Below are 25992 nucleotides of genomic sequence, written 5' to 3' on the forward strand. Positions count from 1 at the left end.
GCTCCCGCCCTACGACTCAAGCCTGTTTCAAGGCCCTTCTGGCGAGACCATCGGTCAAAAGGCGCAACCGAGTCAACACGAAAGGCGCAACCTTGAGAAATTTATTAAGTTATTAATTTACAATATTATTAATCTGAACGCGCCAATTTATTCAGCACTCACCCCGTGCTTTTCCGCTAGATTTAGTCTTCAAAAGACGCAACCTTCATTCATCCAGTTGCGCCGATATTCGGGTCAGGCGGTCTTGCGGATTTCCAACACCACGCCGGCACCTTCGCGCGTATCGAAATAGGCAAAGCCCGAACCATCCACGCGCTTGCCACGCGCCACCACGCCAAGGCCGAGCTGGCGGCCGGCAGCCTCGGCCTGGTCGCGGTCCGGTACCTCGAAGCCCAGGTGATAGACGCCCTCGCCATGAGTATCGAGGAAGCGGCGCTGCGGTGAGTCCAGTTCCGGCGGCTGGCACAGCTGGATCTGCACATTGTCGAGATCGACGCATTTGTAGCGCATGCCATCCGAGGCGGCCTTGTTCGGCACCTCGAAGAATTCGTATTTGCCGCCCTTGGGATAATCATACCATGGCCCGACTCCCAGCTTCTCGTAATAGGCAACGGAAGAGGCGAGATCGTGGACGACGATGCAGATGTGATGGAGCTGTTTGAACGGCGACATGACGATACCCTTATGCTCGGAAAATCAATGCGCACTCATGCGCGAGAGGAACTGCCGGCTGCGTTCATGCTGCGGATCGCTGAAGAACTGCTTGGCCGGCGCGTCTTCCACCAGCGCGCCATCGACCATGAATAGCACGCGATCGGCGAAATCCCGCGCCAATGCCATTTCATGGGTGGCGATCATCAGCGTGATGCCGTCATCGGCCAGGCGACGGATCGCTGCGATCACCTCCTGCGACAGTTCGGGATCGAGCGCGCTGGTCGGCTCATCCAACAGCATGACGGCGGGCGACATCGCCAGCGCGCGGGCAATCGCCACGCGTTGCTGCTGGCCGCCCGATAGCTGGTTGGGATAGGCCCCGGCCTTTTCCTGCAGACCAACGCGTTCCAGCAGGCCGCGCGCCAGCACTTCGGCCTTGTTGCGTGGCATATGCAGCACATGCACGGGGCCGGACATTACATTGTCGAGCACGGTCACATGTCGGAACAGGTTGAAGCTCTGGAACACCATACCGATGCCGCGGCGCTGCAGGCTGATATCACGGTCGGCCAGTTCGTAGAGCACGCCGGCCTCTTCGCGATAACCGATCAGCTGCTGCTCGACGAAGATCTTGCCGCCGTCGATGGTCTCCAGATGGTTGATGCAACGCAGTAGCGTCGACTTGCCGGCACCCGAAGGCCCCAGCACGGCAACCACCTGCCCGCGCGGCACGGTGAAGCTGACATCGCGCAGCACCGCCTGGGTGCCGCGATACTTGGTCAAGCTAGACAGTTCGATAGCCACAGGAGTCTGGGTCATGGCGGCCTACCGGTGCGGATAGAGTTTTTCGAGCGTGGTCTGCAACGCGGTGGCCACCGCCGTCATCACCAGGTACCAGAAGCCGGCGACGGCCAGCAGTTCAACGACGCGGAAGTTCGCCGCGTAGATATCCGTGCTGATGCGCAGCAGTTCGAGATAGCCGATGGCCGAAGCCAGCGAAGTCGATTTCAGCAGCATGATGTACTGGTTTCCGGTGGCCGGCACGATGATGCGCGCCGCCTGCGGGATCACCACCTTGCGCATTACCGCATTCCCGGTCATGCCGAGCGAGCGGGCCGCATCGCGCTGGCCTTGGTCGACCGCAAGGAAACCGCCACGGATGATTTCGGCCATATAGGCGCCTTCAGCCAGGCTTAAACCCGCCAGGGCCGCCACATAGGGCGTGATCACCTTGGTCATCGGCGCATTCACCAGAACGATATCGGTGAACGGAATGCCTATATGCAGGTCGGTGAACATGATCGGAAACGCGTTGAACCAGAAGATCAGCTGAATCAGCATGGGTGTGCCGCGGAACAGATAAACGTATGTCGCCGCAAAGCCGACGAGGATCGGATTGCCGCTGACCCGCATGATCGCCACGATCAGGCCAACAGCGACTGCCAGCAGCAAAGCCACCGTGCCCAGCATGATCGAATTGCCAGCTCCGATCAGGATGTTCTTGCTAAAGACGTAATCAAGGAAGATGCCGGGATCTACCACCTTCGACTTGATGCCGGCATTGACGATGGCACCCAGCAGCAGCAGCACGATGATGCCGAACAGCCAAGCACCCCAGTGCCGGCGATGCACGACGCGGCGCGTCGGATGCGCTGGCTTGCGGAGGGAAGGAGTCACGGGACTAGCCTCTGGAATGGGACGCGGATGACGGCGTTATAGCACACCACCCTGCCTCTGGTTCGATCCGGCCGGATGCCCCTCGGAACACCCGGCCGAACCGCCGACGACAGTGCCGGCCATGACAACGGCCGGCACGCCACCTCACAGTGTTACCGCTTGCTCGACGGCAGGTTGACGGTGATGACCGGCAAAGCCGCGCCACCGACGCCCCATTTCTCGAGGATCTTCTTGTAAGTGCCATCTTCCAGCATGCTCTGGGTCGCCTTCTGCACAGCATCGCGCAGGCCGGCACGATTCTTGGCAAAGGCCCAGGAAGTAATGTAGGGCGTCAACATGTAGTTGCCGCCGACGATGCGGTAGCGCCCCGGGAACTGCGATCCCATATAGACCAGCGCCGGAAAGTCGCCGATATAGCCTTCCACCCGCTTGAGATCGAGCTGCATGCGCGAATCCGGCGCGGTCGGCAGCTGTTCGGCACGGATCGGCTGCTTGCCATCCTTGGTGCAACGCTCGGAAGCCGCTTCCACCGCCGTCATGATCGTGCGGCCGCCCAGCATCGTGGCGATGCCCTTGCCGCAAAAATCCATGATGGTGTCGAATTTATCGGTACTGGCCGCCAGCACCATGATGCTGCCACCCGACTGCATGTAATTGACGAAGTCGAGTTTCTGCTCGCGCTCTTCCGTGTCGCTGATGCCCCCCGATGCGATATCGAAGCGGTCGGCTTCGACGCCGGAAATAAGGGCTGCATATTCCGACTGGATGTAATCAAGCTTGAGGTTCAGCCGGTTGGCCACTTCAACCAGCAGGTCGGCGCTGGCACCGGTGACTTCCGTTTTGCCCGGTTCACGGAATTCCACCGGCGGGAAAGTCTGCTGCGAGCCGACGCGCAACGTACCACGCTGCTTGATCTCGGCCGGAATCAGCGCCAGCACCTCAGGCGAAAGCTTGACCTGAGCATGCGCAGTTGAAACCTGGGTCATCCCCCCCAGGCCAACCATGGAAACGGTAAAGACGACAGACGCGATTTTCTTGAACATGATACACCCCCTGTTTTTATAACGGTCCTGCCTGATGGTTTGGACTATCGGCTGGCGGCAGATTTGCCCGGAATGGCGGATGGATTTGGCCGGTCGGCGCGCGGGCATTCAGCCGCCGCATCGAAGGTGGCCTGCACCTTGGCGATATAGTCGGCCGGGAATTTCATCGCCTTCAGGCCGTCCGGGATATGCTGCCAGTAGAAATTCGGCGGCCGCATCGCGATGCCCGGCGTGATCAGGCGGTAGGTCCAGCAGTCGTAGGTCTTGCCGTCGTCGCCATGGACGGTGAGCGCGAAACGCTCGAAATCGTCGTAGTCCTCGGCGAAACCGCTGGTGTCCTCGAACACGGCGCCGAGGCATTTCTCGCCCCATGCATCCATCACGCCGTTCAGATGGCACCAACCGCGGTCCTTGCGGTCGCCGGCGGCATGGAACTGCAGGCGGTAGTTGGCCGCGTAGGCCTTGGTGATCAGCTTGCAGTTCGGGATGTAACGGCGGATTTCCGGGTCGTTGAGCCAGGTGCAGTATGCGAAATAGAACATCGAATGATCCTTGCTGAATCGTGAATACGACTCAATATTTACAAAAATATATGTCTTTGTATACGAAAATATTAACCCGAAAAACCGCCAATAAATTCATGCTCACAGGGCCTTTTCACTTCGCACTCGCCGTGGAGTATATAATTCTGTATATGAAAAAATATACGTGCCGATCCGTTAATCGGCGCCGCGTGTCGCAGTCTTGTTTGGCGGCCCGGAATCATGGCTGGATCAGTGCTTAGGGGCGAATCATGACACGTAAGAATTCGGCAGACCTGCAGGCATCCAGCGTCCATCGCGAATTGCGCACCAGGATCCTTTCACTCGACCTGCGTCCCGGCGCCCGTCTGGTGGAAGAAGACCTCGCGGCGAATCTAGATGCCGGCCGTACACCGGTGCGCGAAGCCCTTCTGCGGCTGCAGGGCGAAGGCTTCGTGGTTCGCGATCGCGGCTGGGTCGTGCAGACGGTCGATACCGCCGGCGTGAAAGCGATCTTCGAGAGCCGCATCGCAATAGAAGGCTATGCCACGCGCCTGGCAGCCGAACGCATCACCGATTCCGAGCTGACCGAGATCGCTACGCTGATTGGCGAAATGGTCCCGCCAAACACCCCGACGCGCAAGACGCTGAACCGCATGAACCAGCTACTGCACCAGAAGATTCTGCAGGCCTCGCAGAATCCGATGCTGCTGCAGTTCCACGAAAAGACGCAGTTCCACTACTGGAACATGCAGGACCCGATTATCTTCTCCGGCGAGCAGCTGGATGTATCGCATGCGCAGCATCAGCAGCTATTGGAGGCTCTGCAAGCCCATGATGGCGATCGCGCTGAGCAACTGGCGCGCGAGCATGTGATGCAGACCATGGAAATCGTCTGCACCGCGCTGGAAGAATAGCGCCCCTCATGAACCGTTATGTCCGGGCAACCAGCGGACATTCGCATCTCTATCCCGGCCAACGGCTACATCCCGTCCCGCTGGCGAAATCCGCTCTCGCCCTGCCGGACAAGGACACGACCTATGTGTCGCTGGAATTCTCCGACGACATCACCGTGATTGCAGAATTCAGGCAGCGCCGCGATGGCAGCGGCACCCTGATCGTGCCGGCCCATCGCACGGCGCGCGGCACCGAGGTGGCGAAACGCCGCTGGCCGGTGACACTTGAGGATGGGCGAACCTGGAAGCTCGGCAGAGCGGAAAAGACGCCTGCCGGGCGACGGTAAAAAGCCTGAAAATGGTGGGGCGTGACAGTTCGCCGTTTTTGGAGACTGCCCCGGAAATGCTCAGGCGCTACTCCACCGACTCGGGGGCAGCTTTTGCGGAATTGACCGGGAGCCAAATCCACCAGCCCGACTTCCCAGAATGGCAAATGCCAGGGAAGCTATAATTTCGCAAAATACCCCCGGCAGAACCCCTGCGGGAGAAGCGGCATTCTTTAAGTCATTGAAAAAATGGTGCGCTCGAAGAGATTCGAACTCCTGACCCCCAGATTCGTAGTCTGGTGCTCTATCCAGCTGAGCTACGAGCGCACACGCGGCGATACCGCAACGGGGGCGGAACCTACTCAATTCACCGGGGGGATGCAAGGGCCAAGCCCGGATTGTTGGCAACAGGCGCAAGCCTCGGATTCTACAGGAAGATGGTGCTTGCGGGCGCTATTGACGAACCCTAGAATGCCGCTGTTCGCAGCAGGTTTGAGTCGACCGTTTTCGGCGGCGCGATCCTGTCGTGGCGGGGGGCCTCCAGGCCAGCAGACAACAGTCCTAAACATCAACGCGAGACGGCGTGGCATGGCAAATTATGTTCGTAATCCGGTGCAGCGTCGTCGCGGTCTGACCTCGGTCGGCACCGTTTCCATCGCTCTGCTGCTGTCAGGCTGCTCCTATGTCGGCGACGAACTCTGGCCTTCCCTGACCGGTGAAGACCCGGCCGGCACGAACACCTATCGCCAGCAGATTCCTGCGTCGGCCGCAGAGGCGAACCCGAATCCGACCCTCAGCCCGCCGAGCCTGAACACCACCAATTTCGTGCCCCCGGGCGTTACGCCCGGCCAGCCGACCGGCACTTTCGTCGGGACCAAGGTGCAGCAGATGCGCACCGAACTGACCCAGTTGCAGGGTCAGGTGACCCAGCGGAACCAGCAGCTGCAGGGTATCCGCACCAGCGCCACCCAGAATTCGCAGCGCTACCACGGCACGGTCGCTGCCGTGTCGACCCGCCTGCAGATGGGCACCACCCCGGGTAACCCGATTCTGGTCAGCCAGTGGGGCCAGGCCCAGGTCGATCTCGACCGCATGTCGGCCGATGTCGGCAATCTGAGCAATCTGGCCAATCAGGTGGCCGCCGATTCCGCGATGTCGACCTACCTGCTGCAGTCGATCAAATCGAGCTACAGCCTCTCCGGCGCCATCGATGAAGACCATCGTCAGCTCGCCGTGCTGGAGGACGAAACCGCCCGCACCGTCGTGCTGATCGACCGCGTGCTGGGCGAGGTCAGCCAGGATGTTGCCCGCCAGACCAATTACATCGGCGCCGAACGCACCAACCTGACCACGCTGTCCGCCGCGATCAAACAGGGCGAACTGCTTGGCCCGGGCCTGGGCAATCGCGCCAATTTCTATGCCGGCGCCCAGCAGTTTGCTGCCGCCGATGCTGCCGGCCCGGTCAGCACCGATGGCCGCACCCCGCTGGTTGTCATCCGCTTCGACCGCGCCGACGTGCCCTATCAGCAGGCCCTGTACAACGCCGTCTCGCAGGCCCTGGCCCGCAAGCCGAATGCGGTGTTCGACGTGGTGGCCGTCGCCGGCGCCGGCACCCAGGCGCAGACGGCCAGCAACCAGAACCAGGCCCGCCGCAATGCGGACCGCGTGCTGCGCTCGCTGTCCGATATGGGTCTGCCGGCCAGCCGCGTGAATGTTTCCGCCGGCGGCAATGTGCAGTCGGCCACGAACGAGGTGCATGTCTTCGTGCGCTGATCCGGCGCAGAGACGAGATAAAAAAAGCCCGCCGGTTTTGCCGGCGGGCTTTTTCTTTGCCTGAATTCTTTTACTGCCAAGCGACCGCCGTCAGATCGTTGACGAAGATCGGAGCATTGACCCAGAAACCGGTCAGGCCCTGCTTGTACACGCCCAGACGCGGCAAGTTGTACAGGAAGACGTTGACCGCATCGTCGGCCAGCAGCCGCTGCAGGTCCTGCAGAGCCTTGGTCCGCTCCGCCTTGTCCAGCGTCGAGTTCGCCTTGGCGATCAGGTCCTTGGCTTTCTGGCTGTCATACTGCCAGTAATATTCAGGCTCGGCATATTTGACGAAATCATTCGGTTCGACATGACTAATCACGGTCAGGTCGAAATTCTTGTTCTTGAAGGTGCCGTCGAGCCACTGCGCCCATTCGACATTCTCGATCTTGGCCTTGATGCCAACCTGCGACAGCATGGCCTGCACCACCTCGCCGATCGGGCGGGCGTAGGGCGGCGGCGGCAGACGCAGTGTGACTTCCAGATTACTGACGCCGGCCTCTTTCAGCAGGCCGATGGCACGGGCCGGATCATAGGTATACTGCTTGGTCAGGTCGACATAGGCCGGATCATGCGGCGGGAAGTGGCTGCCGATCACCTTGCCATACCCGGCCGAGGCCGCCTCGACCACGGCTTCCCTGTCTATGGCGTAAGTCAGCGCACGACGTACCCGCACGTCATCGAACGGTTTGCGCTTGTTGTTGATGATGACCATGGTCTCGCCTTCGGTCGAACCGGCGGTCACCTTGAAACGCTTGTCCTTCTCGAATTCACGCACGTTTTCGCCGGTGATGCCGATCGGCACCGCATCGACGTCGCCAGCGCGAACCGCTGCGACCAGAGCGCCCTGGTCGCTGATGAAGCGCATCTTGACCGTCTTGATCTTGATGGCGCCGGCATTGCGATAGGTATCGGCCGCCGTCAGGGTTACGGAATCGCCCTTCACCCATTGCTCCAGCTTATAGGGTCCGGTGCCGACCGGCTTGGTGGCGTTGGTCTCACTCGATTCCGGGGCGGTGATAACGGCGGTATTTTCGCCCAGGCTGAACAGGAATGTCGGATCGGTGGTTTTCAGCGTGACCGTCGCGGTCAACGGATCCGGCGTTTCAATCGAGGCGATATTGGTGAACACCGCCTTGCGTTTGTTGGTGCTCTTTTCGCCAGCATACTTCTCGAAGGCGTATTTCACATCGGCTGAATCGAAGGTCGTGCCGTCATTGAATTTTACGCCGGATTTCAGCTTGAAGGTGAAGACCTTCATATCCGGTGAAACCGTCCAGCTGTCAGCCAGAAGCGGGACCACTTCGCCATTCTCGGCAATCTTGGTCAGGCCTTCGAATATATTGTAATGCGTCACCTCGCCGATGGCGGCAGCCGGCGCAATGGTGGGATCAAGACCCGGCGGTTCCAGGGTCATCGCCAGCACCAGCGCATCCTTCTTCGTCTGCGCCAGAACCTGAGCCGCCGTGAGCGACGCGGTCACTCCGAGCGCAATGCCAAATACTTTCCAGCCCTGCATGATCGTCTCCTTTACGAGTTCCTTGCCTTCGCCACCGCATGCCGGGCGCTGTCCAAGGCGCCCAGCGGCTCTGCCGCCCAGACGCCGCACGCAACGGCACGGGCAACACAATCGGCAGCGATGCTGCCGATCCGGGCAACCAGCCAGGATGGGTCAGCGGCACTACTGCTATCCTGCCATGCACCGGTCGCCAGCGCAAAGAGCGTATCGCCATCAAACGGCGTATGAACCGGCCGCACGGCGCGGGCCAGCCCGTCATGCGCCATGACTGAAATCTGGCGCAAAAAACTTTTGTCGAGCCGGGCATTCGTCGCCACCACGCCGATACAAGTATGGGCACCGGCCTGCGCCAGACGCGATTCCGCCGCGATCCCCAGATCGACAGCGGCAGCTTCGAATCCCAGGCCACCGAACTCGGCTCCCTGCTCCCAGGGTGCGGCCCAGAAACTGCGGTTGCCCGGGGTCAGCACACTGCCCACCGGATTGGCCGCCACCAGCGCCGCAACGACCAGTCCATCGGTCTCGACCCAGGATGCGCTGCCCAGCCCGCCCTTCAACTGGCCGGCCATGGCGCCATACCCCGCGCCGACATTGCCCAGCGGAAAACCGCCCGCAGCCGCCGCGCCACACGCCGTGCGGCCTAGAGAGCGGTAAGGCGGTTCTTCGCCCCAGGCTTTGTCGCCGCCATTGGCCAGGTCGAACAGAATGGCAGCCGGTACAATCGGTACGACATGCCCACGCACCATGACGCCCCGACCGCGTTCGGCCAGCCAGTGCATGACCCCTGACGCGGCATCGAGACCGAAGGCCGAACCACCGGAGAGACAAACGGCGTCCACCGCGGTTGCGGCGGCCTCGGGTCGCAGCAGGTCGGTCTCACGTGTACCCGAACCACCCCCGCGCACATCGACCGAACAGGCCGCGCGCTGGTCCGGCAGAATGACGGTGACGCCGCTGCGCAACGGTTCATTGACAGCATGGCCGACCTGCAGGCCAGGCACGTCGGTTAAAAGATTGAGCGCACCGGGCCGACCGCCGGCCATCAGAGACTAGTCGCCTTGGGGCCCTGGGCCGGCGGATAGCCGTAGACCTTGTCGAGCGGCATCGCGGCCGGATCGATGGCATGCACCGCCAGCTTGCCGCCCATGCAGGCGCCCTCGAAGCTGCCGACATTGAGGCCGGTATAGATCCAGTCGCCGGCGATCACCAGGTTATTAAAGCCCGAGTCCCAGGCTTTCAGCCGGTATTTGGTGCTGCCCGGCGGCGAGGTCACGTAGCGTTCGGTGGGATCGATATTCGGCTTCCAGAACTGCTGACCCAGGCGCGCCACGCCCAGCGTCGTCGTGTCGTTGTAGGGACAGACGAGCTGGCCGAAATCGAAACCGATCTGGTCGCCGGGTGGGTTCACGGCGTTGGTGGTGGATTTGGGCAGCAGCGCTCCCATGCAGGCCTGCAGATACTGCTGCGCCTGCGCCTTCACGCGGGCATATTCGCGCTTGGGGTAGTCGTGATCGCTGAAGGGCGGCTGCGCATCGTACTGCGGAGCGGCGCCGGAGAAATACAGCAGCGATTGCGGCATGTGATCCTCGGGCCAGTCCTCCACCGGGATCAGGTCGGTGAAATCGGCCACACCATCAATCGGATTGACGAAGGTGGCGCCGATCAGCCGGTCGTAGTTCTTGTAAACGAAGGGCAGCCCCATGTCCTTGAGCGTGCGATTCATCCAGATCTGCAGCGTCTGGGTCTGCACGGTCTTGATCTTGTCGACCATGGGCGGCCAGTTCGGATTGGCCTGCATCAGCTGCGGTGCCAGGACCGGCAGCGCGCCGATGGAAATCGCGCAGATCACCGTATCCACGTCGCGACCAACCTTGATGCGCTTTTCCCCCACCGGTTTCCACGGCGTCCAGTAGCTTTCGATATCGACCTTGGCGGCCTTCATCTCTTCGCCCTGGACAAGCTGCTCATACCGCGGCCGGTCCGGCCAGACCGGCAGGGTCTTGCCACCATAGGCCTTGAGCGGCAGCTCAATCAGGGGATCGTAGCCCTTTTCGGGTTCATTCAACGTGGCCTGGAGGTCGAACACCACCTCGTCCACGCCCTTGCCGTCCGGCGTCGCGGTGATCTCGCGCACCTTGTGGAACAGTTCGAATTTCACACCGAGCCGCTTCAGCACCAGATAGAGCGGCGCCACCACGGTATCGCCCGTGCCGGCGGCGAACAGCCAGCCGAATGACCCGAGATAGGCGAATTCGCGCAGCGTCCAGTGCAGATAGGCGCCGGCCGCCATCGCCGGCGGTCGCGTCGTGTCGCCATCGGGATACTGGTAGGACAGGTTCGGCGTATTCAGGCTGAGCGGCGAGGAAATCATCAGCATCGAGCCGCCATGGCGGGCGAACCAGTCCGAGAAATTCTCGTCGTCCAGGAAATCGAAGCCCTTGTTGAGCACGTCATCCGCCAGGATGCCGCGCAGCATGGTCAGGAAATAGTCCAGCGTGATGTACAGATGGCGCAGCGGGTCATTGTCGACAACCAGATGCTCGGCCGCCTTCTTGAAGAAATCGAGGAACTGCTCGATGCCCTTCTGCAGCGGCCCGGCATCGCCGCGCTGCATCGCCGCCATATGACTGCTCAGGCCCTTGAGCATGACGCCGGCGGCCTTGAGCTGGAGATTCTCCGTGAACGTGGCGCCGGACGGATGATGGTCGGCAAAATGGTTGAGGAAATCGACGATCGCGGTGACCCAGTGCTGCAGCGTCGGCATCGAGGTCGGCTGCCACGGCTCCAGCGAATTGCGCGGCACGTTGATCGGCCAGTTCACCCAGCGGTAGTCGCGGAATTCCCAGCACAGGATGCTGTCCACGGGATAGAACGCTTCCTGGAACGTGGCGAGCGGCTGTCCCGGCGGACGCCCGAGCTTGTCGTAGCATTCGGTCATCATCGACAGGGTGTTGTAATACGAGCCGAGGAAACCGTGGATGCCGTGCTCCTCGATCCGCTGCCCGAATTCCGGATTGCGGCCGGTCGCGCATTTCCCGCCCAGCCGCCAGCCGATCGAGTAAATGGTGATGTCGTATTTCTCAGCCGCGCCGGGGCTTGTCGCCAGATAGAAAGCGCTGGTCAGTGCGGCCACGCCGCCGCCAAGGATGGCAATTTTCTGCTTCTTTGCTTCCGACATAGCCTGCCTGCTGATTATTGAATCTACGGTTTGTATTCCATCACTCAATCAGATCTTGGTATAAAAGAAATAGCGGTCTGCCGGTATCGCAACCGGCAGCGGCTGTAATGCCAGGTCAGGATGCGTCAGTTTCTGATCGCTGAGCAAGAGCGCACCGCGCGCCAGCAGCGGTGGTAACCACCCGCTCATCTGCACAACCTGCCTCGCATTGGCTTCCGGATCGCCAAGCCCTACGTCGCTATGCACCAGAGTGGCGGCGCCGGGATGCCGGGCCGCGAAGGCCGGCAGCGTATCGGAGAATTCACCCAGGATCAGACGGTCCTCGGATGGGATCGACCGCGGATTGGCATTGTTCGCCCGGTCGAAAGCGTAAATGCGCCCGGCATCCAGGCCGGCCTTCAGATGATCGTAGGTCCGGCCATTGCCCAGACCGATTTCCAGCACGAGCCCATCGCGAGGCGCAATTTCGGCAATGGCCCAGTTGAGTATCTCGCGCTGCGCCGTCAACCGACGGATAAAGCTGTCGAGGCGGCTCACCTGCCGTCAGCCCTTCGCACGCGCCGACAATTCGCGCAGGTCCGCCGTCGTGCGCTCCAGGCGCTGTGCAAGCACGCGCATAATCTCGATGGCGATTTGCGGGAAATCGGCAATCAGCCGGAAAAACAGATCCTTCTCGATCCGCAGGGTCGTCACCTCGTTGGAAGCGGTCACCGTCGCCGTACGCGGCACATCGCAGAGGATGGCGATCTCGCCGACAAAATCATTCTGCTTCAGATGCGCCACCTTCAGGGGACCACCAGGCGTGTCCACCACGACGTCAGCTTCACCGCCGATAATGACAAAGGCCGCATCGCCGGGATCGCCCTGATGGAACAGCACATCGCCCGCCTTGTAGGTCAAACGCTGGCTGGTAAAAGCGAGAAGCTTCAGCTTCGAAGGCTCGATCTTGGCGAAAAGCGGAATGCGCCGCAGCAGTTCGACTTCTTCATTCAAACTCATGACGCAGTCTCCTTCATTCCGCGCATTCAGGTCGGCGCCAGCATCTGCTTGAATCGACTGCTTCTGTCACGCAGCTCCGCAAACGCCCCGACCTGACTGACCTGTCCGTTTTCGAGCATGACTACAAGGTCGAATTGTTCCGCATCGGCAGCGCGCTGCAGGGACCAGACTAGACCGGAATCCTTGCGCATCTCGACGACAGCTTTGATGACAGCGGCATGACTACGCGGATCCATTGCGGCCGTCGCCTCGGACAGCATGAGCCAGTCCGGCCGTTTCAGCAGCGCACGTGCGATGGCTAGTTTCTGGCGCTGGCCGGCATTGAGACGGCCGCCGGCAATGCCGACCTCGAACTGCAGGCCAACGGCAATGATCGGCTCACGCAACTGAAGCTGCTCGACCACATCGGCCATGACGCGGCCAATCTTCTCCTGCGCCTGGGCCTGACCATAAGCCACGCGACCGAACAAAATGTTGTCGACGATGCTGGACGATACGGTGAAATGCTCTGGGTCGAAAAAGGCAATCGCATCCCGGCGGTTTTCAGGCAGAGTCTCGGCAAAGATGCGGCGCGCCTCCAGAATCTTGGCGCGCTCCGCATCATTGAAATGCCCCAGGCGATGCCGGGCCAGGATCAGCTTGAACGGCAGCGACATGAGTCGCACACGATCTTCCTCCGACACCTGGTCCAATGCCTCGGGCTTCACCCGCATCAGCATGTCCTTGTAGTCGGGCAGGTCGTCGGAGGAAATGAAGCTGAATTGCTGGAAGAAAGCATGGTCTGGCGGTAGATCGGCAAACAGTTCGACCATGGTACCGGCCACTTCGTAACCGATCTCCAGGAACCGCCGCCGCAGCCCGACCTGATCCAGAACGCCCAGCACATGCGGATCACGGGCCAGGCTGTCTTCGTTGTAGACGCCATTGCGAGCCGTGCCGAACATGAGATTCTCGGCCACCGTCGCATTGCTGTTGTAGCGCTCTGGATCCCAGCTTTCGACGAGGTCCGCCAGGGCGCCACTGGTCAGCTTCTCGCGGAAGGACCGGCGCGCCGCCAGCACCCGCTCGGCCACATCCGGCTTGGCCTCGGGATCGACCGTGCCGCGCATGCCGATCTGATAGACATCCTCTTCCAAGGCCGCCGCTTTCAGCGCCGCGATGGCGATACCCGTGATGTCTTCCGGCGTCTTGGCGCCCGCCGCCTCATAATCCGTCCAATCGGCGTCGGGGTCGTACGGCGAATTCCCTGATGCCAGCGCCTCGGCCAACTCGCGCTCGAAACGGCGCAAGTCATCGCCTTGCAACTGGCGTGGATGTTTGGGCCGATGCCTTAAACCGAGGAACAGGTTATCGCCGAGGCTGGTGTTAAAGACGTAGCTGGACGGTCCGACGTAAGCCAGCTTCCGGCCTGTCACAGTCTCGGGCAGATCGGCAATATTCTGGTCGTTGATAACGACCTTACCACGCACGGGCAGCAGCGTGCGGGCCAGAACCTGCAGCATTTCATCGCGACCATGGTCGCCAACAATGGCGACGCGCGCCGGCCAGGGCAGTGAAAGATTGACATTCTCCAGCACCGGAAGGCCCTGGTCGTCATGCAGCACAATGCCAGAGGTCGCCATTGGGCCGGCCAGAACCACCGGCTGCTCGGGCTCCGCATGCTGGTCATCGGCAGGGCGCATGCCGTCAGGCTCGAACTGGCTGATCACCTGCTCGTATTTCTGCTTCACGTCCTCGCGCGTCTGATAGTGGTTGAGCAATTCCTTCCACGGCGCTGCCATTTCCTTATGCGCATTCACGGCGGCGACAACCGTGCCCACATCCATCTGGCCGCGGATGGTGAGATAGCCGCCGATTGCGTAAAAGAAAAACGGACCCAGCTGCTGAATGAAATTGTTCAGGAACTTGATCATGAACTTGCGCTGGAAAATCTCGACCCGGATCCAGTAGCTGAAGCTCAGGCGGCGGGAAAATTCCGAAAGCATGCGGTTGGAAGCGTCATGCGTGTGCAATTCGGTTACACCGCTGATGGTTTCACCGATGCGGTCTGACAGCCGGCGCTGGTTCTTGATCCGCTCACGCCCCAGGGCCCGCACCTTGGCCTGCATGCGCGGCACGACATAGAACTGAACCGGATACAGGGCCACGGCGGCGAAGGCCATCAGGGGATTCTGCACCAGCAGGAAGCCGAAAATCACCAGCAGCATGCCGCCCTGGAAAATCGGCAACGCAAAACTTTCGCCGATAAAGCCACCGATCGGCTCCACTTCGGCAATCACCATCGGGATGATCTCGCCCTGGCTGGTGCGCCGGAAAGTCGGCAGCGGGAAGCGCAGGATCTGGGCGTAGAGATCATAGCGCAGACGGCGCAACATGCGCTCGCCGGCCACGCCCTGGAAATAATTGATGGCGTATTTAAAGCCCTGCTGGACCAGCACCAATCCGAGGAACCCGACGCAAAGCACCATCAGGTACATGGTGTGATCGAGCGGGTAGCCCAGGCCGAACAGATCGACCGGGAAGCTGATGTCCTTCCCCTGGATGCCCTGATTGACAATCGTCTTGGGCATCGACAGGTAATAGTAATACGGCACGAAAGACAGGACCGACAGCACAGTGATGATCACCTGCTGTTTCAGACTGTATTTCAGGATAAAGCTGTAGAGATTCTTTTCCACGACGTCCCCTAGGCCTGCCGACCTTAACCTATGGCCGCTATCCGGCTCAATCGCCCAGACTGGCCGGTCCCGCAGCCACAGAAAGCATCTTATACATAGGTTTACCGGCACGATCAGGGGCTTGGCCTCGCCCCCCGGGCTATGCCATAGTCCCGAAAGATTATTACCCCAAGTCCCAGCTCCCGCATGGGGGGAATCAGCATGGTATCGCGCAGCGATGGCACCCGTGTGCTGATATACAGCCACGACACCTTTGGACTTGGCCATTTGCGCCGGTGCCGAACGATCGCCCATGCCCTGGTCGAGCGGCACAAGGACATGTCTGTCCTCATCATGTCCGGCTCCCCCATCATCGGCAGCTTCGATTTCCGCAGTCGTGTCGATTTCGTCCGCATCCCCGGCGTGATCAAGCTGCGCGACGGCCAGTACACGTCGCTCAGCCTGCCAATGGATATCGAGGAAACCCTGAAGCTGCGCGCTGAAATCATCCAGCACACGGCACGCGTATTCGACCCCGACATTTTCATCGTCGACAAGGAGCCGCTCGGCCTGCGCGGCGAAGTCCTCGAGACCATGAAAATGCTCAAAACCCGCGGCACCCGCCTGGTTCTGGGCCTGCGTGACGTCATGGACGAACCGAGCGCCCTGAAGCCGGAATGGGAACGCAAGAACGTCATGCCGGCGCTGAAGAACCTGTATGACCAGATTTGGGTCTACGGCCTGCCGCAGTTCTGCGACCCGCTGGAAGGCATTACCCTGCCGGAAAAGGTGCGGCGCAAGGTGGTGTATACCGGCTACCTGCCGCGTTTTTCGGCCGAGGCCACGCCGGAGCACCAGTTGCCGGAAATCACCCAGCGCCCCTTCCTTCTGGTGACCCCGGGCGGCGGCGGCGATGGCGAGGGCCTGATCGAATGGGTGCTGCGCGCCTATGAAAGCAACGAAATGCTGCCCTACCCGGCCCTGATCGTGCTGGGCCCCTTCATGCAGAAAGAGCGCCGCACCGATTTCCTGACACGAGTCGCCAAGCTGCCGCGCGTCGAGGCCATCACCTTCGATGCCCATATGGAGCATCTGGTGCAGAATGCCGTCGGCGTGCTGGCCATGGGCGGCTACAACACGTTCTGCGAAATCCTCAGCCTGGACAAGCGCGCGATCATCGTGCCGCGCAAACGGCCGCGCATGGAACAGTATATCCGTGCCGACCGCGCCCAGCAGCTCGGTCTGGTGCGCATGCTGGAAGATGACGGAGAATACAGCCCCGCCGTCATGGCTGCCGCCTTACGCAACCTGCCCCGCCAGCCCCAGCCCTCCGAGATCGTCATTCCCGGCCTGCTGGAAGGGCTCGACAATCTTGACCGCCTTGTCCAGCCCTGGCTGCGCCCTTCGGGACAGGCGACGACCGACAATGTTGTTGAGCTGCGGGGCTGAACCCTCGCCGGTACAGTAAAAGCTGAAGCGTATGTCTGCGTCCCCCCCCAACGCCGTTGCCTTCGTATTGAAAGGCTATCCCCGGCTCTCGGAGACTTTCATCGCGCAGGAGATCGCTGCGCTGGAGTCATTGGGGCTGGATATTCTGATCGTGTCCCTGCGCCATCCAACCGACAAAAAGCGCCATCCGCTGCACGATCAGATTCGAGCCAAAGTTCTGTATCTGCCGGAATACCTGTATCAGGAGCCGCTGCGCGTGTTGCGCGGCTGGTGGTGCGCCCGCAGGCTGCCCGGCTATCGGATGGCCTTATCGCAATGGTGGCGCGATCTGAAGCGCGACCGGACCCCAAACCGCATGCGCCGCTTCGGCCAGGCTTTGGTGCTGGCCGCTGAGCTGCCCGCCCCTTATCGCCACCTGCATGCGCATTTCATTCACACACCCGGATCTGTGACGCGCTACGCAGCCCAGATTCTGCAGTATCCCTGGACGGCCTCTGCGCATGCCCGCGACATCTGGATTACACCGGACTGGGAAAAACGCGAAAAGCTGACCGATTGCCGCTGGGCCGTGACATGCACGGCCCATAACGTCACGCATCTGACCGCGCTCAGCGATTCTTCAAAGGTCAGCCTTGTCTATCACGGCCTGGATTTTGGCCGCTTCCCCGATCCACCAGCATGGCGCCCCGGGCGCGACGGCCGCGATGCCCAGGACCCGGTACAGGTGCTCTCGATTGGTCGCGCCGTTGAGAAAAAAGGCTTCGATCTCCTGCTGAAATCCCTGGCGCAGCTGCGCGATGACCTGCACTGGCATTTCACGCATATTGGCGGCGGGCCGCTGCTGCCCAGCCTGAAGGAACAGGCCGCCCGGCTCGGGATTGCGGAAAAGATCACCTGGCGTGGCCCCCAGGCCCAGGAGGCGGTGATCGCCGCCTACCGCGAAGCGGATATCTTCGCGCTGGCCTGCCGGCGTGACAGCGACGGCGACATGGATGGATTGCCCAACGTCCTGATGGAGGCGCAGAGCCAGGGCCTGCCCTGTATTTCCAGCGCGATCTCAGCCATTCCGGAACTGATTGTCGATGGCGAAACCGGTCTGTTGGTGCCGGCGGAAAACGCAGACGAGCTGACTGTTGCCCTCAATCACCTGATTGTCGATCCGGCATTGCGAGGTCGGCTTGGCACCCGCGCGGCAGCCCGGGTGCGGCAGGACTTCGGCATGACCCGCGGCATCGCCGAGTTGGCGAAGCGCTTCGGCCTGACGGCCTGAGACGACCATGCGGATCGGCTTCTATGCCCCACTGAAGCCACCGGACCATCCGGCACCGTCGGGCGATCGCCGCATTGCGCGATTGTTCATGGCCGCCCTGCGGGGACTGGGTCATGAGGTCAACCTGATCTCGGATCTTCGCAGCTATAACCGCGATGGCGATCCGGCCAGAGAAGCGGCAACGGCGGCCACAGCAGCAACAGAAGTGGCCCGCCTGCTGGCGAACTGGCAGGCCGATCCACAGGCAAAACCGGATCTGCTTTTCACCTACCATGTCTATCATAAGGCCCCCGACTATCTGGCGCCGGCGCTCAAGGCGCAGGCCGGCATGCCCTATGTCATCGCGGAAGCCTCGGTGGCGCCGAAGCGCAAGAATGGCCCCTGGGCTGCGGGTTATGCCCAGGCTGAAACAGCGATCCGCGCCGCCGACGCCCTGCTGGCCGTGACAACGCTGGACCGCGCCTGTCTGGGTGACCTTGCCGGCCCGGCTAAAGTGATTCCCTTCCCACCCTTCCTGGAAACCGGCCTGTTCATGACGTCCGCCGCGCAGCGCGATGATCATCGCCGGGCCATGGCTGCCCGCTTCGCGCTGCCGCCGGACCGGCCGTGGCTGCTCGCGGTCGGCATGATGCGCAGCGGCGACAAGCTCGCTTCGTTTCGGCGGCTGGCCGAAGCCCTGCCGCTGGCCCTGGATCAGCCGTGGCAACTGCTGCTGGCTGGCGACGGGCCGGAACGCGCTGCCGTCGAAGCCGCGTTCGCGCCACTGCGCGAGCGCGTCAGTTTTCTTGGCCAGTTGGAATCCGACAGGCTGTCGGCGCTCTATGCGGCCTGCGATCTGTATGTCTGGCCGGCCATCAATGAAGCCTACGGCATGGCTCTGCTCGAAGCCCAGGCGGCCGGCCTGCCGATCCTCTCGGTGATGACCCGTGGCGTGCCGGATATTGTGCGTCATGGGGAAAGCGGCTGGCTCGTCCCCGACGATCAGCCCGCAACCTTTGCGGCCGGCCTGCTCCGATTGCTGACAGATCCGGCCGAACGGTTGCGTCTGGCGCTAGCAGCTCCTCGCCATGTGGCCGCCAATCATGCGATGCCGGCCGCCCAGATGCGGCTGACGGCAATTCTGGACCGCCTGGTGCCGGGATCATGACCCGCCTGGTGTTGTTACGGCACGGGCCGACCGAATGGAATGCCGCCGGCCGGTTGCAGGGCCGGGCTGATATTCCGCTGTCCGCGGCCGGCAGCGCGGCTTTCGCAAAGCAGCGGATTCCAGATGCTTATCGTGCGCGCCCATGGTTTGTCAGTCCGCTTCGCCGTGCCCGTGAAACGGCGCAAGCCCTGGGCCTTCAGGCCGCGGTGGCACCAGAGCTGATCGAAATGGACTGGGGGGCCTATGAAGGCCACAGTCTGGCTGACCTGCAGTCCCGATATGGCGCTGCCTTCGCCGAGAACGAAGCCCGCGGCCTGGACCTGCTGCCACCTGGTGGAGAAAGTCCGCGTCAGGTTCAGCAGCGCCTGCTCCCCTGGCTGCAGCGCCTGGATGGCGATTGCGGCGCCGTGACCCACAAGGGTGTGATCCGCGCCATTCTGGCGCTGGCCTTCGACTGGCCGATGCTGGGCAAGCCGCCGGTGAAACTGGACTGGCGCTGCCTGCAGGAATTTCGCATAACCGCTGATGGCCGACCGGAACTGCTGGCGGCCAATATTCCGCTGGAGTGAACCGAGATGACCGCGCCGCGCATTATGATCTATGTGCAGCATCTGCTTGGGGTCGGGCATCTGCATCGCGTGGCCGCCATCGCCCGTGCATTCGCCCGCACCGGCAGCCCGGTGCAACTGGTCTCGGGCGGCATGCCGGACCCCACCCTGCACGGTCTGGACGGCGTCAGCTTCGTGCAGCTGCCGCCGGCGCGCGCCAAGGATGCCAGCTTCAAGATCCTGCTGGATGAAACCGGTGCCGAGATCACCGATGCCTGGCGCAGCATGCGCATTGCCCGCCTGCAGGGCGTCTTCGACAGTTTCGCGCCGGATGCCCTGCTGACCGAACTGTTCCCCTTCGGCCGCCGGCCGATGCGGTTCGAACTGCTGCCCTTGCTGGCCAATATCCGCCAGCGTCAGCCGCGACCGATGGTGTTCTGCTCGGTGCGCGATATCCTGGTGGACCGCACCAAGCCGGAACGCGATCTGGACAGCATCCAGTGGCTGCAGGACTACTACGATCATGCCCTGATCCATGGTGATCCGGCTGTTGTGCCTTTTGAGAAGACGTTTCCACTGGCCGAACGCATCACCAGTCAACTGCATTATACCGGCTATATTGTGGAGCAGCATGCGATCCCGCAGACCGATGCCGGCCGCGATGAGGTTCTGGTCTCGGCCGGCGGGGGCGCCGTCGGCCTGCCGCTCTTCCGCACGGCACTGGCGGCAAAACCCCTGTCCGCTGCACGCGACAAGCCCTGGCGTTTTCTCGTCAGCCGGCACGAAGATCCGGCGGCGATCGATGACTTGCGCCGGCAGGCCGGGCCGGGCGTCACCATCGAAACGGTGCGGCCGGACTTCCCCGGCATGCTGCGACACTGCCTGCTCTCCATCAGCAAGGCCGGCTACAATACGGTGATGGAAACCCTGAGCAGCGGTGCGCGGGCTGTGGTGGTGCCGTTTGCCGGCGGCGAGGAAACCGAACAGGCCCTGCGCGCCGAACTGCTGGCCGAACGCGGCCTGCTGCAGGTGCTGCGCGAAACCGAGATCACACCCGAGCGGTTGGCCGCGCGTATCGACCAGGCTCTGACCGCGCCGAGGGCGACAGGCCCGGGCATCCGCCTGGATGGCGCCGATTACACGGTGCACCTGGTCCGGCGCTTCCTGGACGAGCGGCGATGACGTCAGCTTTACCTGACTGGCATGCCCTGACATCGGAACTCGACCGCTGGGCCGCCGAAGGCCGGGCGGCGACATTCTGGTGGCGCGACGACGACGCCGTTGATGCCACGCCGGCGCTGGAGCAGTTGCTCGACCTGCATGAAAGCAGCGCGGCCCCTTTGGCGCTGGCCATTATTCCCGCACAGGTGCAGCCGGGACTGGCCGAGCGTTTGACCGGCCTGCCTGGCATTGCTGCAATGCAGCACGGCTTCGCACATGCAAATCACGCAGGCTTGACCGAGAAGAAATCCGAATTCCCCTCTGATCGCCCCCTGGCAGCTCGTTTGTCTGACCTGCGAAACGGACGCGAACGGATGCAGCAGCTCTTCGCGGACTTCCTGCTGCCGGTGCTGGTGCCGCCGTGGAATCGGGCAGCCGGCGACATCCTGCCGGCCCTGCCCGGGCTGGGTTTCACGGCTATCTCCGGTTTCAAGCCCCGCCAGGATTACTGGGCTGCCGATGGCCTGGCCTGGCTGAACACCCATATCGATCCGATTGACTGGCATGGCGGAAATGCCGCCGCCGGGCTCAGCCGGGGCCTGACCGCAGGCATCGAAACCCTGCGCGCCATGCGGCTTGGCCAGCTACCGGAGCAACCTGTCGGCCTGCTCACCCACCACCTGCGGCATGACCAGATGGTGTGGGATTTCGTCGCCGGTTTCTTCCGGGCCACCCGGCACCCCGCCGTCCGCTGGGTCGACGCCGCCACCGCGCTGTCCATCGGGCTGCCCGAACCTGTCATGACCCGGTCATGACCCGCCTGTACTACCCCTTTTCCCGGCTGTGGCCGGACTACCTGCGGGCCGGCCTGGGCCTGGTTATCTGTCTGGGACTTCTGTTGTTTGCCGCGCCTCAATCTGTCATTTTTGCCCTGTTGGCTGGTTTGAGCCTGTTACTGACCTGGCTGGGCGCCGTCACTCTGTGGCGCCAGCAGATCGAGATATCACTCGACGAGGCAGGCGTGACATGCACCGGGCGATGGGGTTTGGGGAAGCGGCTGGTCTTGCCATGGTGCGAGGTCCGGCAGGTTACCTTGCGTTATTATTCGACCCGCCGCGACCGCAGCGAAGGCTGGCTGCGGGTGATCGTTGAGGGGAATGGGGGAACTTTGCGCGCCGATAGCGAGTTGATCGGGTTTCCGACTCTGGTCGAGCAGGCGTTTGCCGCGGCCGGACGGACCGGCGCTGTCATCGATGAGACCTCCCGTCTTAACGCCGCACGCCTGCGAGCCATGCAAGGGTCACGGCCATGAGCGCCCCGGTCGCCAGCATATCGGACCTCAATGCCAATGTTCTTGAGGTCAAAGACCTCAAAGTGCATTTCGACCTGCCCGAAGGCCTGATCCGGGCTGTCGATGGCGTCAGTTTCCGCATCCCCCAGGGCGGTACCGTGGCTCTGGTTGGCGAGTCCGGTTCCGGCAAGTCGGTGGTCAGCCAGGCCATCCTCGGCATCCTGCCCAAGATGGCCCGCATTGCCGGTGGCGACATTCTGTTCAACGACCCGGAACAGCCCGGGCGCTCGGTGAATATCGCCGCTCTGCCCCGCGGCTCCAGCGCCATGCGCGAACTGCAGGGCGGCCGCATCTCGATCATCTTCCAGGAGCCGATGACGTCGCTCAGTCCGCTCCACACCATCGGCGACCAGATCACCGAGGCGCTGCAACTGCACCGCAAGGCCGATGCAGCCCAGGCGCGCGAACTGACGATGGAAATGCTGCGGCTGGTCGGCTTCCCCGATCCGCAGCGCGCCCTGAAGACCTACGCCTTTGAACTCTCCGGCGGTCTGCGCCAGCGCGCCATGATCGCCATGGCGCTGGTATGCCGCCCCGCCCTGCTGGTCGCAGATGAACCGACCACGGCACTGGACGTCACCATTCAGGCCCAGATTCTGAAACTGCTGAAAGATCTGCAGGGCGAGCTGGGCATGGCCGTGCTGATGATTACCCATGACCTCGGCGTGGTCGCCAACATGGCCGACGAGATCGTGGTCATGTATCACGGCCAGGTCATGGAACGCGGTGCCCTGCAGGATATTTTCGGTGCACCGCGGCATCCTTATCTCAAGGCCCTGCTGAATGCCGTGCCGCGCTTCAATATGAAGCCGGGCGAGCGACTGGTGCCGATCCGCGAAATCAAAGGTGAGGTCGGCAGCCTGCTGCGCAGCGGCAACAAGCGCCCGCCGACAACCGCGGAAAACGCAACCCTGCTGGATGTCTCCCATATCAGCAAAAGCTTTTCCCTGCGCAAGAGCGGCCTGTTCGGCAAGACCAAGGCTGGCGAAGTGCCTGCCGTCGACGATGTCAGCTTTACCGTAAAGCGCGGCGAGTGCCTGGGACTGGTCGGCGAATCCGGCTGTGGCAAGACCACCACCAGCAAGATGATCCTGCGCGCGGTGGGCACCGACAGCGGCAGCATCCGCTTTCATGATGGCAACCAGATGGTCGACGTCCTGAAACTGGAGGACGACGCGCTGTTCCGCTATCGCCGCCAGGTGCAGTTCATCTTCCAGGACCCCTTTTCGTCATTGAACCCCCGCATGACGGTGTTCGACATCGTTTCCGAGCCCTTGATCATTCATGGCATCGGCGATGCCGACGAGCGCTTTGCACGCGTCAAAGAACTGATGACGCTGGTCGGCCTCGATCCGCGCTTCCTGCGGCGCTACCCGCATTCCTTCTCGGGTGGCCAGCGCCAGCGTATCGGTATCGCCCGTGCGCTCGCCCTGCAACCCGACCTGCTGATCTGCGACGAGCCGGTCTCGGCACTGGATGTCTCGATCCAGGCGCAGATCCTGAATCTGCTGAAGGACCTGAAAAGCGAACTCGGCCTCACCTACCTGTTCATCTCGCACAACCTCGCCGTGGTGGATTATATTGCCGACCGTATCGCCGTGATGTGTGCCGGCCGCCTGGTGGAACTGGCGCCGCGTGAACTGCTGTTCAGCAATCCGATCCATCCCTACACCAAGGCGTTGCTGTCGGCCGTGCCCAAGCCTGATCCCAACAGCCGCCTCGACCTGCGTCTGCTCATGGAAGACAAGGCGTCCAAGCCAGCCGCATGGCCGCGCCCCTTCACTATCGACTCCACGGCGCGTCCGGGCATGATTGAAGTTGGCGATGGCCACCTGGTCCGCGCTGCCGCCTCCGCCGATTTCCGGGACCTGGTTGCATGAAGACCTTATTCGCCCTTTGCATAGCCCTCGGCCTCACGCTTGGCGCCGGATCATCCGTTGCGCAGACACCTGACCTGCAGGAAACCCCGATGTTCGCCGCCGAGGTGAATGCCGGGAAACTGCCGCCGATCGCCAAGCGCCTGCCCGAACATCCGATGATTATCAGCTTCAAGGCGCCGACCGAAGCCGGGCGCCCTGGCGGCGACATGCGCACCCTGATCAGCCGCGCCCGCGAAACCCGGCTGCTCAACGTCATCGGCTATACGCGCCTGGTCGTCTATGATGAAAAATACCAGATCGTGCCCGACCTGGTGGAAAAGCTGGATGTCCAGGAAGAGCGCATCTTCACCTTCCATCTGCGCAAGGGTCATCGCTGGTCGGACGGCCATCCCTTCACGGCCGACGATTTCCGCTATTACTGGGAAGATGTCGCCAACAACAAGGAACTCAACCCTTCCGGTCCACCCGCCGATCTGCTGATCGACGGCGAGCGACCGAAGGTAGAATTCCTTGACGAGACAACGATCCGTTACAGCTGGTCGAAGCGCAATGCCGCCTTCCTGCCCCGCATCGCCGGCACCTCGGCCTTCAATCTCTATCGCCCGGCGCATTACCTGAAGCAGTTCCACAGCCGTTACGCCGATGCGCAGAAGCTGGCGGCACTGGTTACGGCTGAAAAGCGGGCCAACTGGGCCGCCCTGCATAACCGCATGGACAATATGATCGAGGGCGACAATCCCGATCTGCCCGGTCTCGATCCCTGGGTCATCGCCACCAAGCCGCCAGCGGTGCGCTTTATCGCCATGCGCAATCCGTATTTCCATCGCATCGACAGCAACGGCCGCCAGTTGCCCTATCTGGATCGCATTGTCATGACCCAGGCGGACGGCAAGCTGATTCCGGCCAAGAGCGGCGCCGGCGAGGCCGATCTGCAATTCCGCAACATCACGTTCAACAACTTCACCTTCCTGAAGGAAAACGAGAAGCGCGCCGGCTACAAGACGCTGCTGTGGCGCACAGCCAAGGGTTCGCATTTCACGCTCTATCCGAATCTCAATGCCAACGACCCGGTCTGGCGGCGCCTGATGCGCGACGCCCGCTTCCGCCACGCCCTGTCCCTCGGCATAGACCGTCAGGGCATCAATGAATCGCTGTTCTTCGGCCTGGCCATTGAATCGAACAACACCGTGCTGCCCGACAGCCCGCTGTTCAAGCCGGAATACCAGCACACCAATGCCAAGCTGGATTATGCGGCCGCCAACCGCCTGCTGGACCAGATCGGCCTGACCAAGCGCGACGGCAATGGCATCCGACTACTCAGCGATGGCCGGCCGGCGGAAGTGATCGTCGAGACTGCCGGCGAAGACACGGAACAGACCGATATCCTGGAACTGATCGGCGAGAACTGGGCCAAGATCGGCATCAAGCTGTTCGCCAAGCCGAGCCAGCGCGATGTCGTACGCAACCGCATTTTCTCCGGCGAGGCGATCATGTCGGTCTGGGCTGGCCTGGAAAACGGCCTGCCGAATGCCGATACCAAACCCAATGAGCTGGCCCCGACTTCGCAATACGGCCTGCAATGGCCGAAATGGGGACAGTGGCACGAAACCGCCCATCAGTCGGGCGAGCCGGTCGATATGCCGCTGGCGCAGGAACTGTTCGACTTGTACCAGGCCTGGCTCGACACCGGCGACGCCGCCGAACGTGCACGCATCTGGCACCGCATGCTGGCCATTCACACCGAGCAGACCTTCACCATCGGCGTGATCAGCGGCGTGTTCCAGCCAATCGTCGCCAGCAAGAAGATGATGAACATCCCGAAAGAAGGCGTGTTCAACTGGGATCCCGGCGCTTTCGTCGGTCTCTACCGTCCGGAAACCTTCTGGCTGCAGCCGTAAAGCCGG

23 protein-coding genes and 1 tRNA gene are annotated in these 25992 nt (G+C 62.1%); 12 read left to right on the forward strand and 12 right to left on the reverse strand.

Annotation, left to right across the window (positions count from 1 at the left end):
- Positions 1-234: 234 nt before the first annotated feature.
- The 5 genes from AC1ROB_RS15475 to AC1ROB_RS15495 all read right to left on the reverse strand — a co-directional run bounded on the left by AC1ROB_RS15475 (position 235) and on the right by AC1ROB_RS15495 (position 3916).
- Entirely contained in the window at positions 235-672 is a 438-nt protein-coding gene (locus AC1ROB_RS15475) for a VOC family protein (protein ID WP_492970233.1), read from the reverse strand.
- 24 nt (positions 673-696) lie between these two features.
- Positions 697-1473 (reverse strand): amino acid ABC transporter ATP-binding protein, encoded by a 777-nt coding sequence (locus AC1ROB_RS15480; protein ID WP_492970232.1) that lies wholly within the window; start codon positions 1471-1473, stop codon positions 697-699.
- A 6-nt stretch (positions 1474-1479) separates the two neighbouring features.
- Entirely contained in the window at positions 1480-2331 is an 852-nt protein-coding gene (locus AC1ROB_RS15485) for an amino acid ABC transporter permease (RefSeq protein ID WP_492970231.1), read from the reverse strand.
- A 152-nt stretch (positions 2332-2483) separates the two neighbouring features.
- The gene (locus tag AC1ROB_RS15490) at positions 2484-3374 is read right to left on the reverse strand and encodes an ABC transporter substrate-binding protein (protein ID WP_492970230.1); all 891 of its coding nucleotides are present in this window, start codon (positions 3372-3374) and stop codon (positions 2484-2486) included.
- Between the two features lie 44 nt (positions 3375-3418).
- Positions 3419-3916, reverse strand: a complete 498-nt coding sequence (locus tag AC1ROB_RS15495) for a gamma-glutamylcyclotransferase family protein (protein ID WP_492970229.1) — start codon at positions 3914-3916, stop codon at positions 3419-3421.
- A 251-nt stretch (positions 3917-4167) separates the two neighbouring features.
- Between AC1ROB_RS15495 and AC1ROB_RS15500 the strand changes: the two genes are divergently transcribed.
- Positions 4168-4812: a GntR family transcriptional regulator gene (locus AC1ROB_RS15500; RefSeq protein ID WP_492970228.1), complete on the forward strand. Its 645-nt coding sequence runs from the start codon at positions 4168-4170 to the stop codon at positions 4810-4812.
- A gap of 8 nt (positions 4813-4820) precedes the next feature.
- Positions 4821-5138 carry a hypothetical protein gene (locus AC1ROB_RS15505; protein WP_492970227.1) on the forward strand — a complete coding sequence of 106 codons (318 nt, stop codon included), beginning with the start codon at positions 4821-4823 and terminating at the stop codon, positions 5136-5138.
- A gap of 229 nt (positions 5139-5367) precedes the next feature.
- On the opposite strand, the gene AC1ROB_RS15510 is transcribed toward AC1ROB_RS15505, so the two are convergent.
- Positions 5368-5444: transfer RNA gene (locus AC1ROB_RS15510), tRNA-Arg, on the reverse strand.
- Between the two features lie 261 nt (positions 5445-5705).
- Between AC1ROB_RS15510 and AC1ROB_RS15515 the strand changes: the two genes are divergently transcribed.
- Entirely contained in the window at positions 5706-6890 is a 1185-nt protein-coding gene (locus AC1ROB_RS15515) for a hypothetical protein (protein WP_492970226.1), read from the forward strand.
- Positions 6891-6960: 70 nt separating this feature from the next.
- Here the strand turns inward: AC1ROB_RS15515 and AC1ROB_RS15520 are convergent, their stop codons facing one another.
- From AC1ROB_RS15520 to AC1ROB_RS15545, 6 genes are read right to left on the reverse strand one after another with little or no spacing between them, the layout of a single operon-like run.
- Positions 6961-8448 (reverse strand): ABC transporter substrate-binding protein, encoded by a 1488-nt coding sequence (locus AC1ROB_RS15520; RefSeq protein ID WP_492970225.1) that lies wholly within the window; start codon positions 8446-8448, stop codon positions 6961-6963.
- Between the two features lie 11 nt (positions 8449-8459).
- On the reverse strand, positions 8460-9491 hold the full coding sequence (locus tag AC1ROB_RS15525; protein WP_492970224.1) for a P1 family peptidase: 1032 nt from the start codon (positions 9489-9491) through the stop codon (positions 8460-8462).
- Positions 9491-11626 carry an NAD(P)-binding protein gene (locus tag AC1ROB_RS15530; RefSeq protein ID WP_492970223.1) on the reverse strand — a complete coding sequence of 712 codons (2136 nt, stop codon included), beginning with the start codon at positions 11624-11626 and terminating at the stop codon, positions 9491-9493. The genes AC1ROB_RS15525 and AC1ROB_RS15530 overlap by 1 nt, the downstream gene beginning before the upstream one ends.
- A 48-nt stretch (positions 11627-11674) precedes the next feature.
- Positions 11675-12163, reverse strand: coding sequence for a class I SAM-dependent methyltransferase (locus AC1ROB_RS15535; protein WP_492970222.1), 489 nt, complete (start codon positions 12161-12163; stop codon positions 11675-11677).
- 6 nt (positions 12164-12169) lie between these two features.
- A complete protein-coding gene (locus AC1ROB_RS15540) occupies positions 12170-12625 on the reverse strand; it encodes a cyclic nucleotide-binding domain-containing protein (protein WP_492970221.1) in 456 nt (151 codons plus the stop codon).
- Between the two features lie 26 nt (positions 12626-12651).
- On the reverse strand, positions 12652-15798 hold the full coding sequence (locus AC1ROB_RS15545) for an ABC transporter transmembrane domain-containing protein (RefSeq protein ID WP_493031492.1): 3147 nt from the start codon (positions 15796-15798) through the stop codon (positions 12652-12654).
- Here AC1ROB_RS15545 and AC1ROB_RS15550 point away from each other — a divergent pair.
- The 9 genes from AC1ROB_RS15550 to AC1ROB_RS15590 are packed head-to-tail and all read left to right on the forward strand — an operon-like array spanning position 15706 to position 25986.
- Positions 15706-16731 carry a glycosyltransferase family protein gene (locus AC1ROB_RS15550; protein ID WP_493031494.1) on the forward strand — a complete coding sequence of 342 codons (1026 nt, stop codon included), beginning with the start codon at positions 15706-15708 and terminating at the stop codon, positions 16729-16731. The genes AC1ROB_RS15545 and AC1ROB_RS15550 overlap by 93 nt on opposite strands.
- Before the next feature lie 31 nt (positions 16732-16762).
- Positions 16763-18001 carry a glycosyltransferase family 4 protein gene (locus tag AC1ROB_RS15555; protein ID WP_492970218.1) on the forward strand — a complete coding sequence of 413 codons (1239 nt, stop codon included), beginning with the start codon at positions 16763-16765 and terminating at the stop codon, positions 17999-18001.
- Between the two features lie 7 nt (positions 18002-18008).
- Entirely contained in the window at positions 18009-19148 is a 1140-nt protein-coding gene (locus tag AC1ROB_RS15560; protein WP_492970217.1) for a glycosyltransferase family 4 protein, read from the forward strand.
- The gene (locus AC1ROB_RS15565) at positions 19145-19717 is read left to right on the forward strand and encodes a histidine phosphatase family protein (RefSeq protein ID WP_492970216.1); all 573 of its coding nucleotides are present in this window, start codon (positions 19145-19147) and stop codon (positions 19715-19717) included. Before AC1ROB_RS15560 ends, AC1ROB_RS15565 begins: the two co-directional genes overlap by 4 nt.
- 6 nt (positions 19718-19723) lie before the next feature.
- Positions 19724-20878 (forward strand): glycosyltransferase family protein, encoded by a 1155-nt coding sequence (locus AC1ROB_RS15570; RefSeq protein ID WP_492970215.1) that lies wholly within the window; start codon positions 19724-19726, stop codon positions 20876-20878.
- Positions 20875-21672, forward strand: a complete 798-nt coding sequence (locus tag AC1ROB_RS15575) for a polysaccharide deacetylase family protein (RefSeq protein WP_493031496.1) — start codon at positions 20875-20877, stop codon at positions 21670-21672. The genes AC1ROB_RS15570 and AC1ROB_RS15575 overlap by 4 nt, the downstream gene beginning before the upstream one ends.
- Positions 21669-22169: a hypothetical protein gene (locus AC1ROB_RS15580; protein WP_492970213.1), complete on the forward strand. Its 501-nt coding sequence runs from the start codon at positions 21669-21671 to the stop codon at positions 22167-22169. The genes AC1ROB_RS15575 and AC1ROB_RS15580 overlap by 4 nt, the downstream gene beginning before the upstream one ends.
- Positions 22166-24088 (forward strand): ABC transporter ATP-binding protein, encoded by a 1923-nt coding sequence (locus AC1ROB_RS15585; RefSeq protein ID WP_492970212.1) that lies wholly within the window; start codon positions 22166-22168, stop codon positions 24086-24088. The genes AC1ROB_RS15580 and AC1ROB_RS15585 overlap by 4 nt, the downstream gene beginning before the upstream one ends.
- Positions 24085-25986, forward strand: a complete 1902-nt coding sequence (locus AC1ROB_RS15590; protein WP_492970211.1) for an ABC transporter substrate-binding protein — start codon at positions 24085-24087, stop codon at positions 25984-25986. The genes AC1ROB_RS15585 and AC1ROB_RS15590 overlap by 4 nt, the downstream gene beginning before the upstream one ends.
- The last annotated feature ends 6 nt before the right edge of the window (positions 25987-25992 follow it).

It is taken from the genome of Ferrovibrio sp. GW821-FHT12F09 (assembly GCF_058806775.1).

What these genes read in the sequence shown, in the direction of transcription:
- AC1ROB_RS15475 (WP_492970233.1), bottom strand. Translation starts at nt 672, where the DNA reads ATGTCGCCGTTCAAACAGCTCCATCACATCTGCATCGTCGTCCACGAT.
- AC1ROB_RS15480 (WP_492970232.1), bottom strand. Translation starts at nt 1,473, where the DNA reads ATGACCCAGACTCCTGTGGCTATCGAACTGTCTAGCTTGACCAAGTAT.
- AC1ROB_RS15490 (WP_492970230.1), bottom strand. Translation starts at nt 3,374, where the DNA reads ATGTTCAAGAAAATCGCGTCTGTCGTCTTTACCGTTTCCATGGTTGGC.
- AC1ROB_RS15495 (WP_492970229.1), bottom strand. Translation starts at nt 3,916, where the DNA reads ATGTTCTATTTCGCATACTGCACCTGGCTCAACGACCCGGAAATCCGC.
- AC1ROB_RS15500 (WP_492970228.1), top strand. Translation starts at nt 4,168, where the DNA reads ATGACACGTAAGAATTCGGCAGACCTGCAGGCATCCAGCGTCCATCGC.
- AC1ROB_RS15505 (WP_492970227.1), top strand. Translation starts at nt 4,821, where the DNA reads ATGAACCGTTATGTCCGGGCAACCAGCGGACATTCGCATCTCTATCCC.
- AC1ROB_RS15515 (WP_492970226.1), top strand. Translation starts at nt 5,706, where the DNA reads ATGGCAAATTATGTTCGTAATCCGGTGCAGCGTCGTCGCGGTCTGACC.
- AC1ROB_RS15520 (WP_492970225.1), bottom strand. Translation starts at nt 8,448, where the DNA reads ATGCAGGGCTGGAAAGTATTTGGCATTGCGCTCGGAGTGACCGCGTCG.
- AC1ROB_RS15525 (WP_492970224.1), bottom strand. Translation starts at nt 9,491, where the DNA reads ATGGCCGGCGGTCGGCCCGGTGCGCTCAATCTTTTAACCGACGTGCCT.
- AC1ROB_RS15530 (WP_492970223.1), bottom strand. Translation starts at nt 11,626, where the DNA reads ATGTCGGAAGCAAAGAAGCAGAAAATTGCCATCCTTGGCGGCGGCGTG.
- AC1ROB_RS15540 (WP_492970221.1), bottom strand. Translation starts at nt 12,625, where the DNA reads ATGAGTTTGAATGAAGAAGTCGAACTGCTGCGGCGCATTCCGCTTTTC.
- AC1ROB_RS15555 (WP_492970218.1), top strand. Translation starts at nt 16,763, where the DNA reads ATGTCTGCGTCCCCCCCCAACGCCGTTGCCTTCGTATTGAAAGGCTAT.
- AC1ROB_RS15560 (WP_492970217.1), top strand. Translation starts at nt 18,009, where the DNA reads ATGCGGATCGGCTTCTATGCCCCACTGAAGCCACCGGACCATCCGGCA.
- AC1ROB_RS15565 (WP_492970216.1), top strand. Translation starts at nt 19,145, where the DNA reads ATGACCCGCCTGGTGTTGTTACGGCACGGGCCGACCGAATGGAATGCC.
- AC1ROB_RS15570 (WP_492970215.1), top strand. Translation starts at nt 19,724, where the DNA reads ATGACCGCGCCGCGCATTATGATCTATGTGCAGCATCTGCTTGGGGTC.
- AC1ROB_RS15575 (WP_493031496.1), top strand. Translation starts at nt 20,875, where the DNA reads ATGACGTCAGCTTTACCTGACTGGCATGCCCTGACATCGGAACTCGAC.
- AC1ROB_RS15580 (WP_492970213.1), top strand. Translation starts at nt 21,669, where the DNA reads ATGACCCGCCTGTACTACCCCTTTTCCCGGCTGTGGCCGGACTACCTG.
- AC1ROB_RS15585 (WP_492970212.1), top strand. Translation starts at nt 22,166, where the DNA reads ATGAGCGCCCCGGTCGCCAGCATATCGGACCTCAATGCCAATGTTCTT.
- AC1ROB_RS15590 (WP_492970211.1), top strand. Translation starts at nt 24,085, where the DNA reads ATGAAGACCTTATTCGCCCTTTGCATAGCCCTCGGCCTCACGCTTGGC.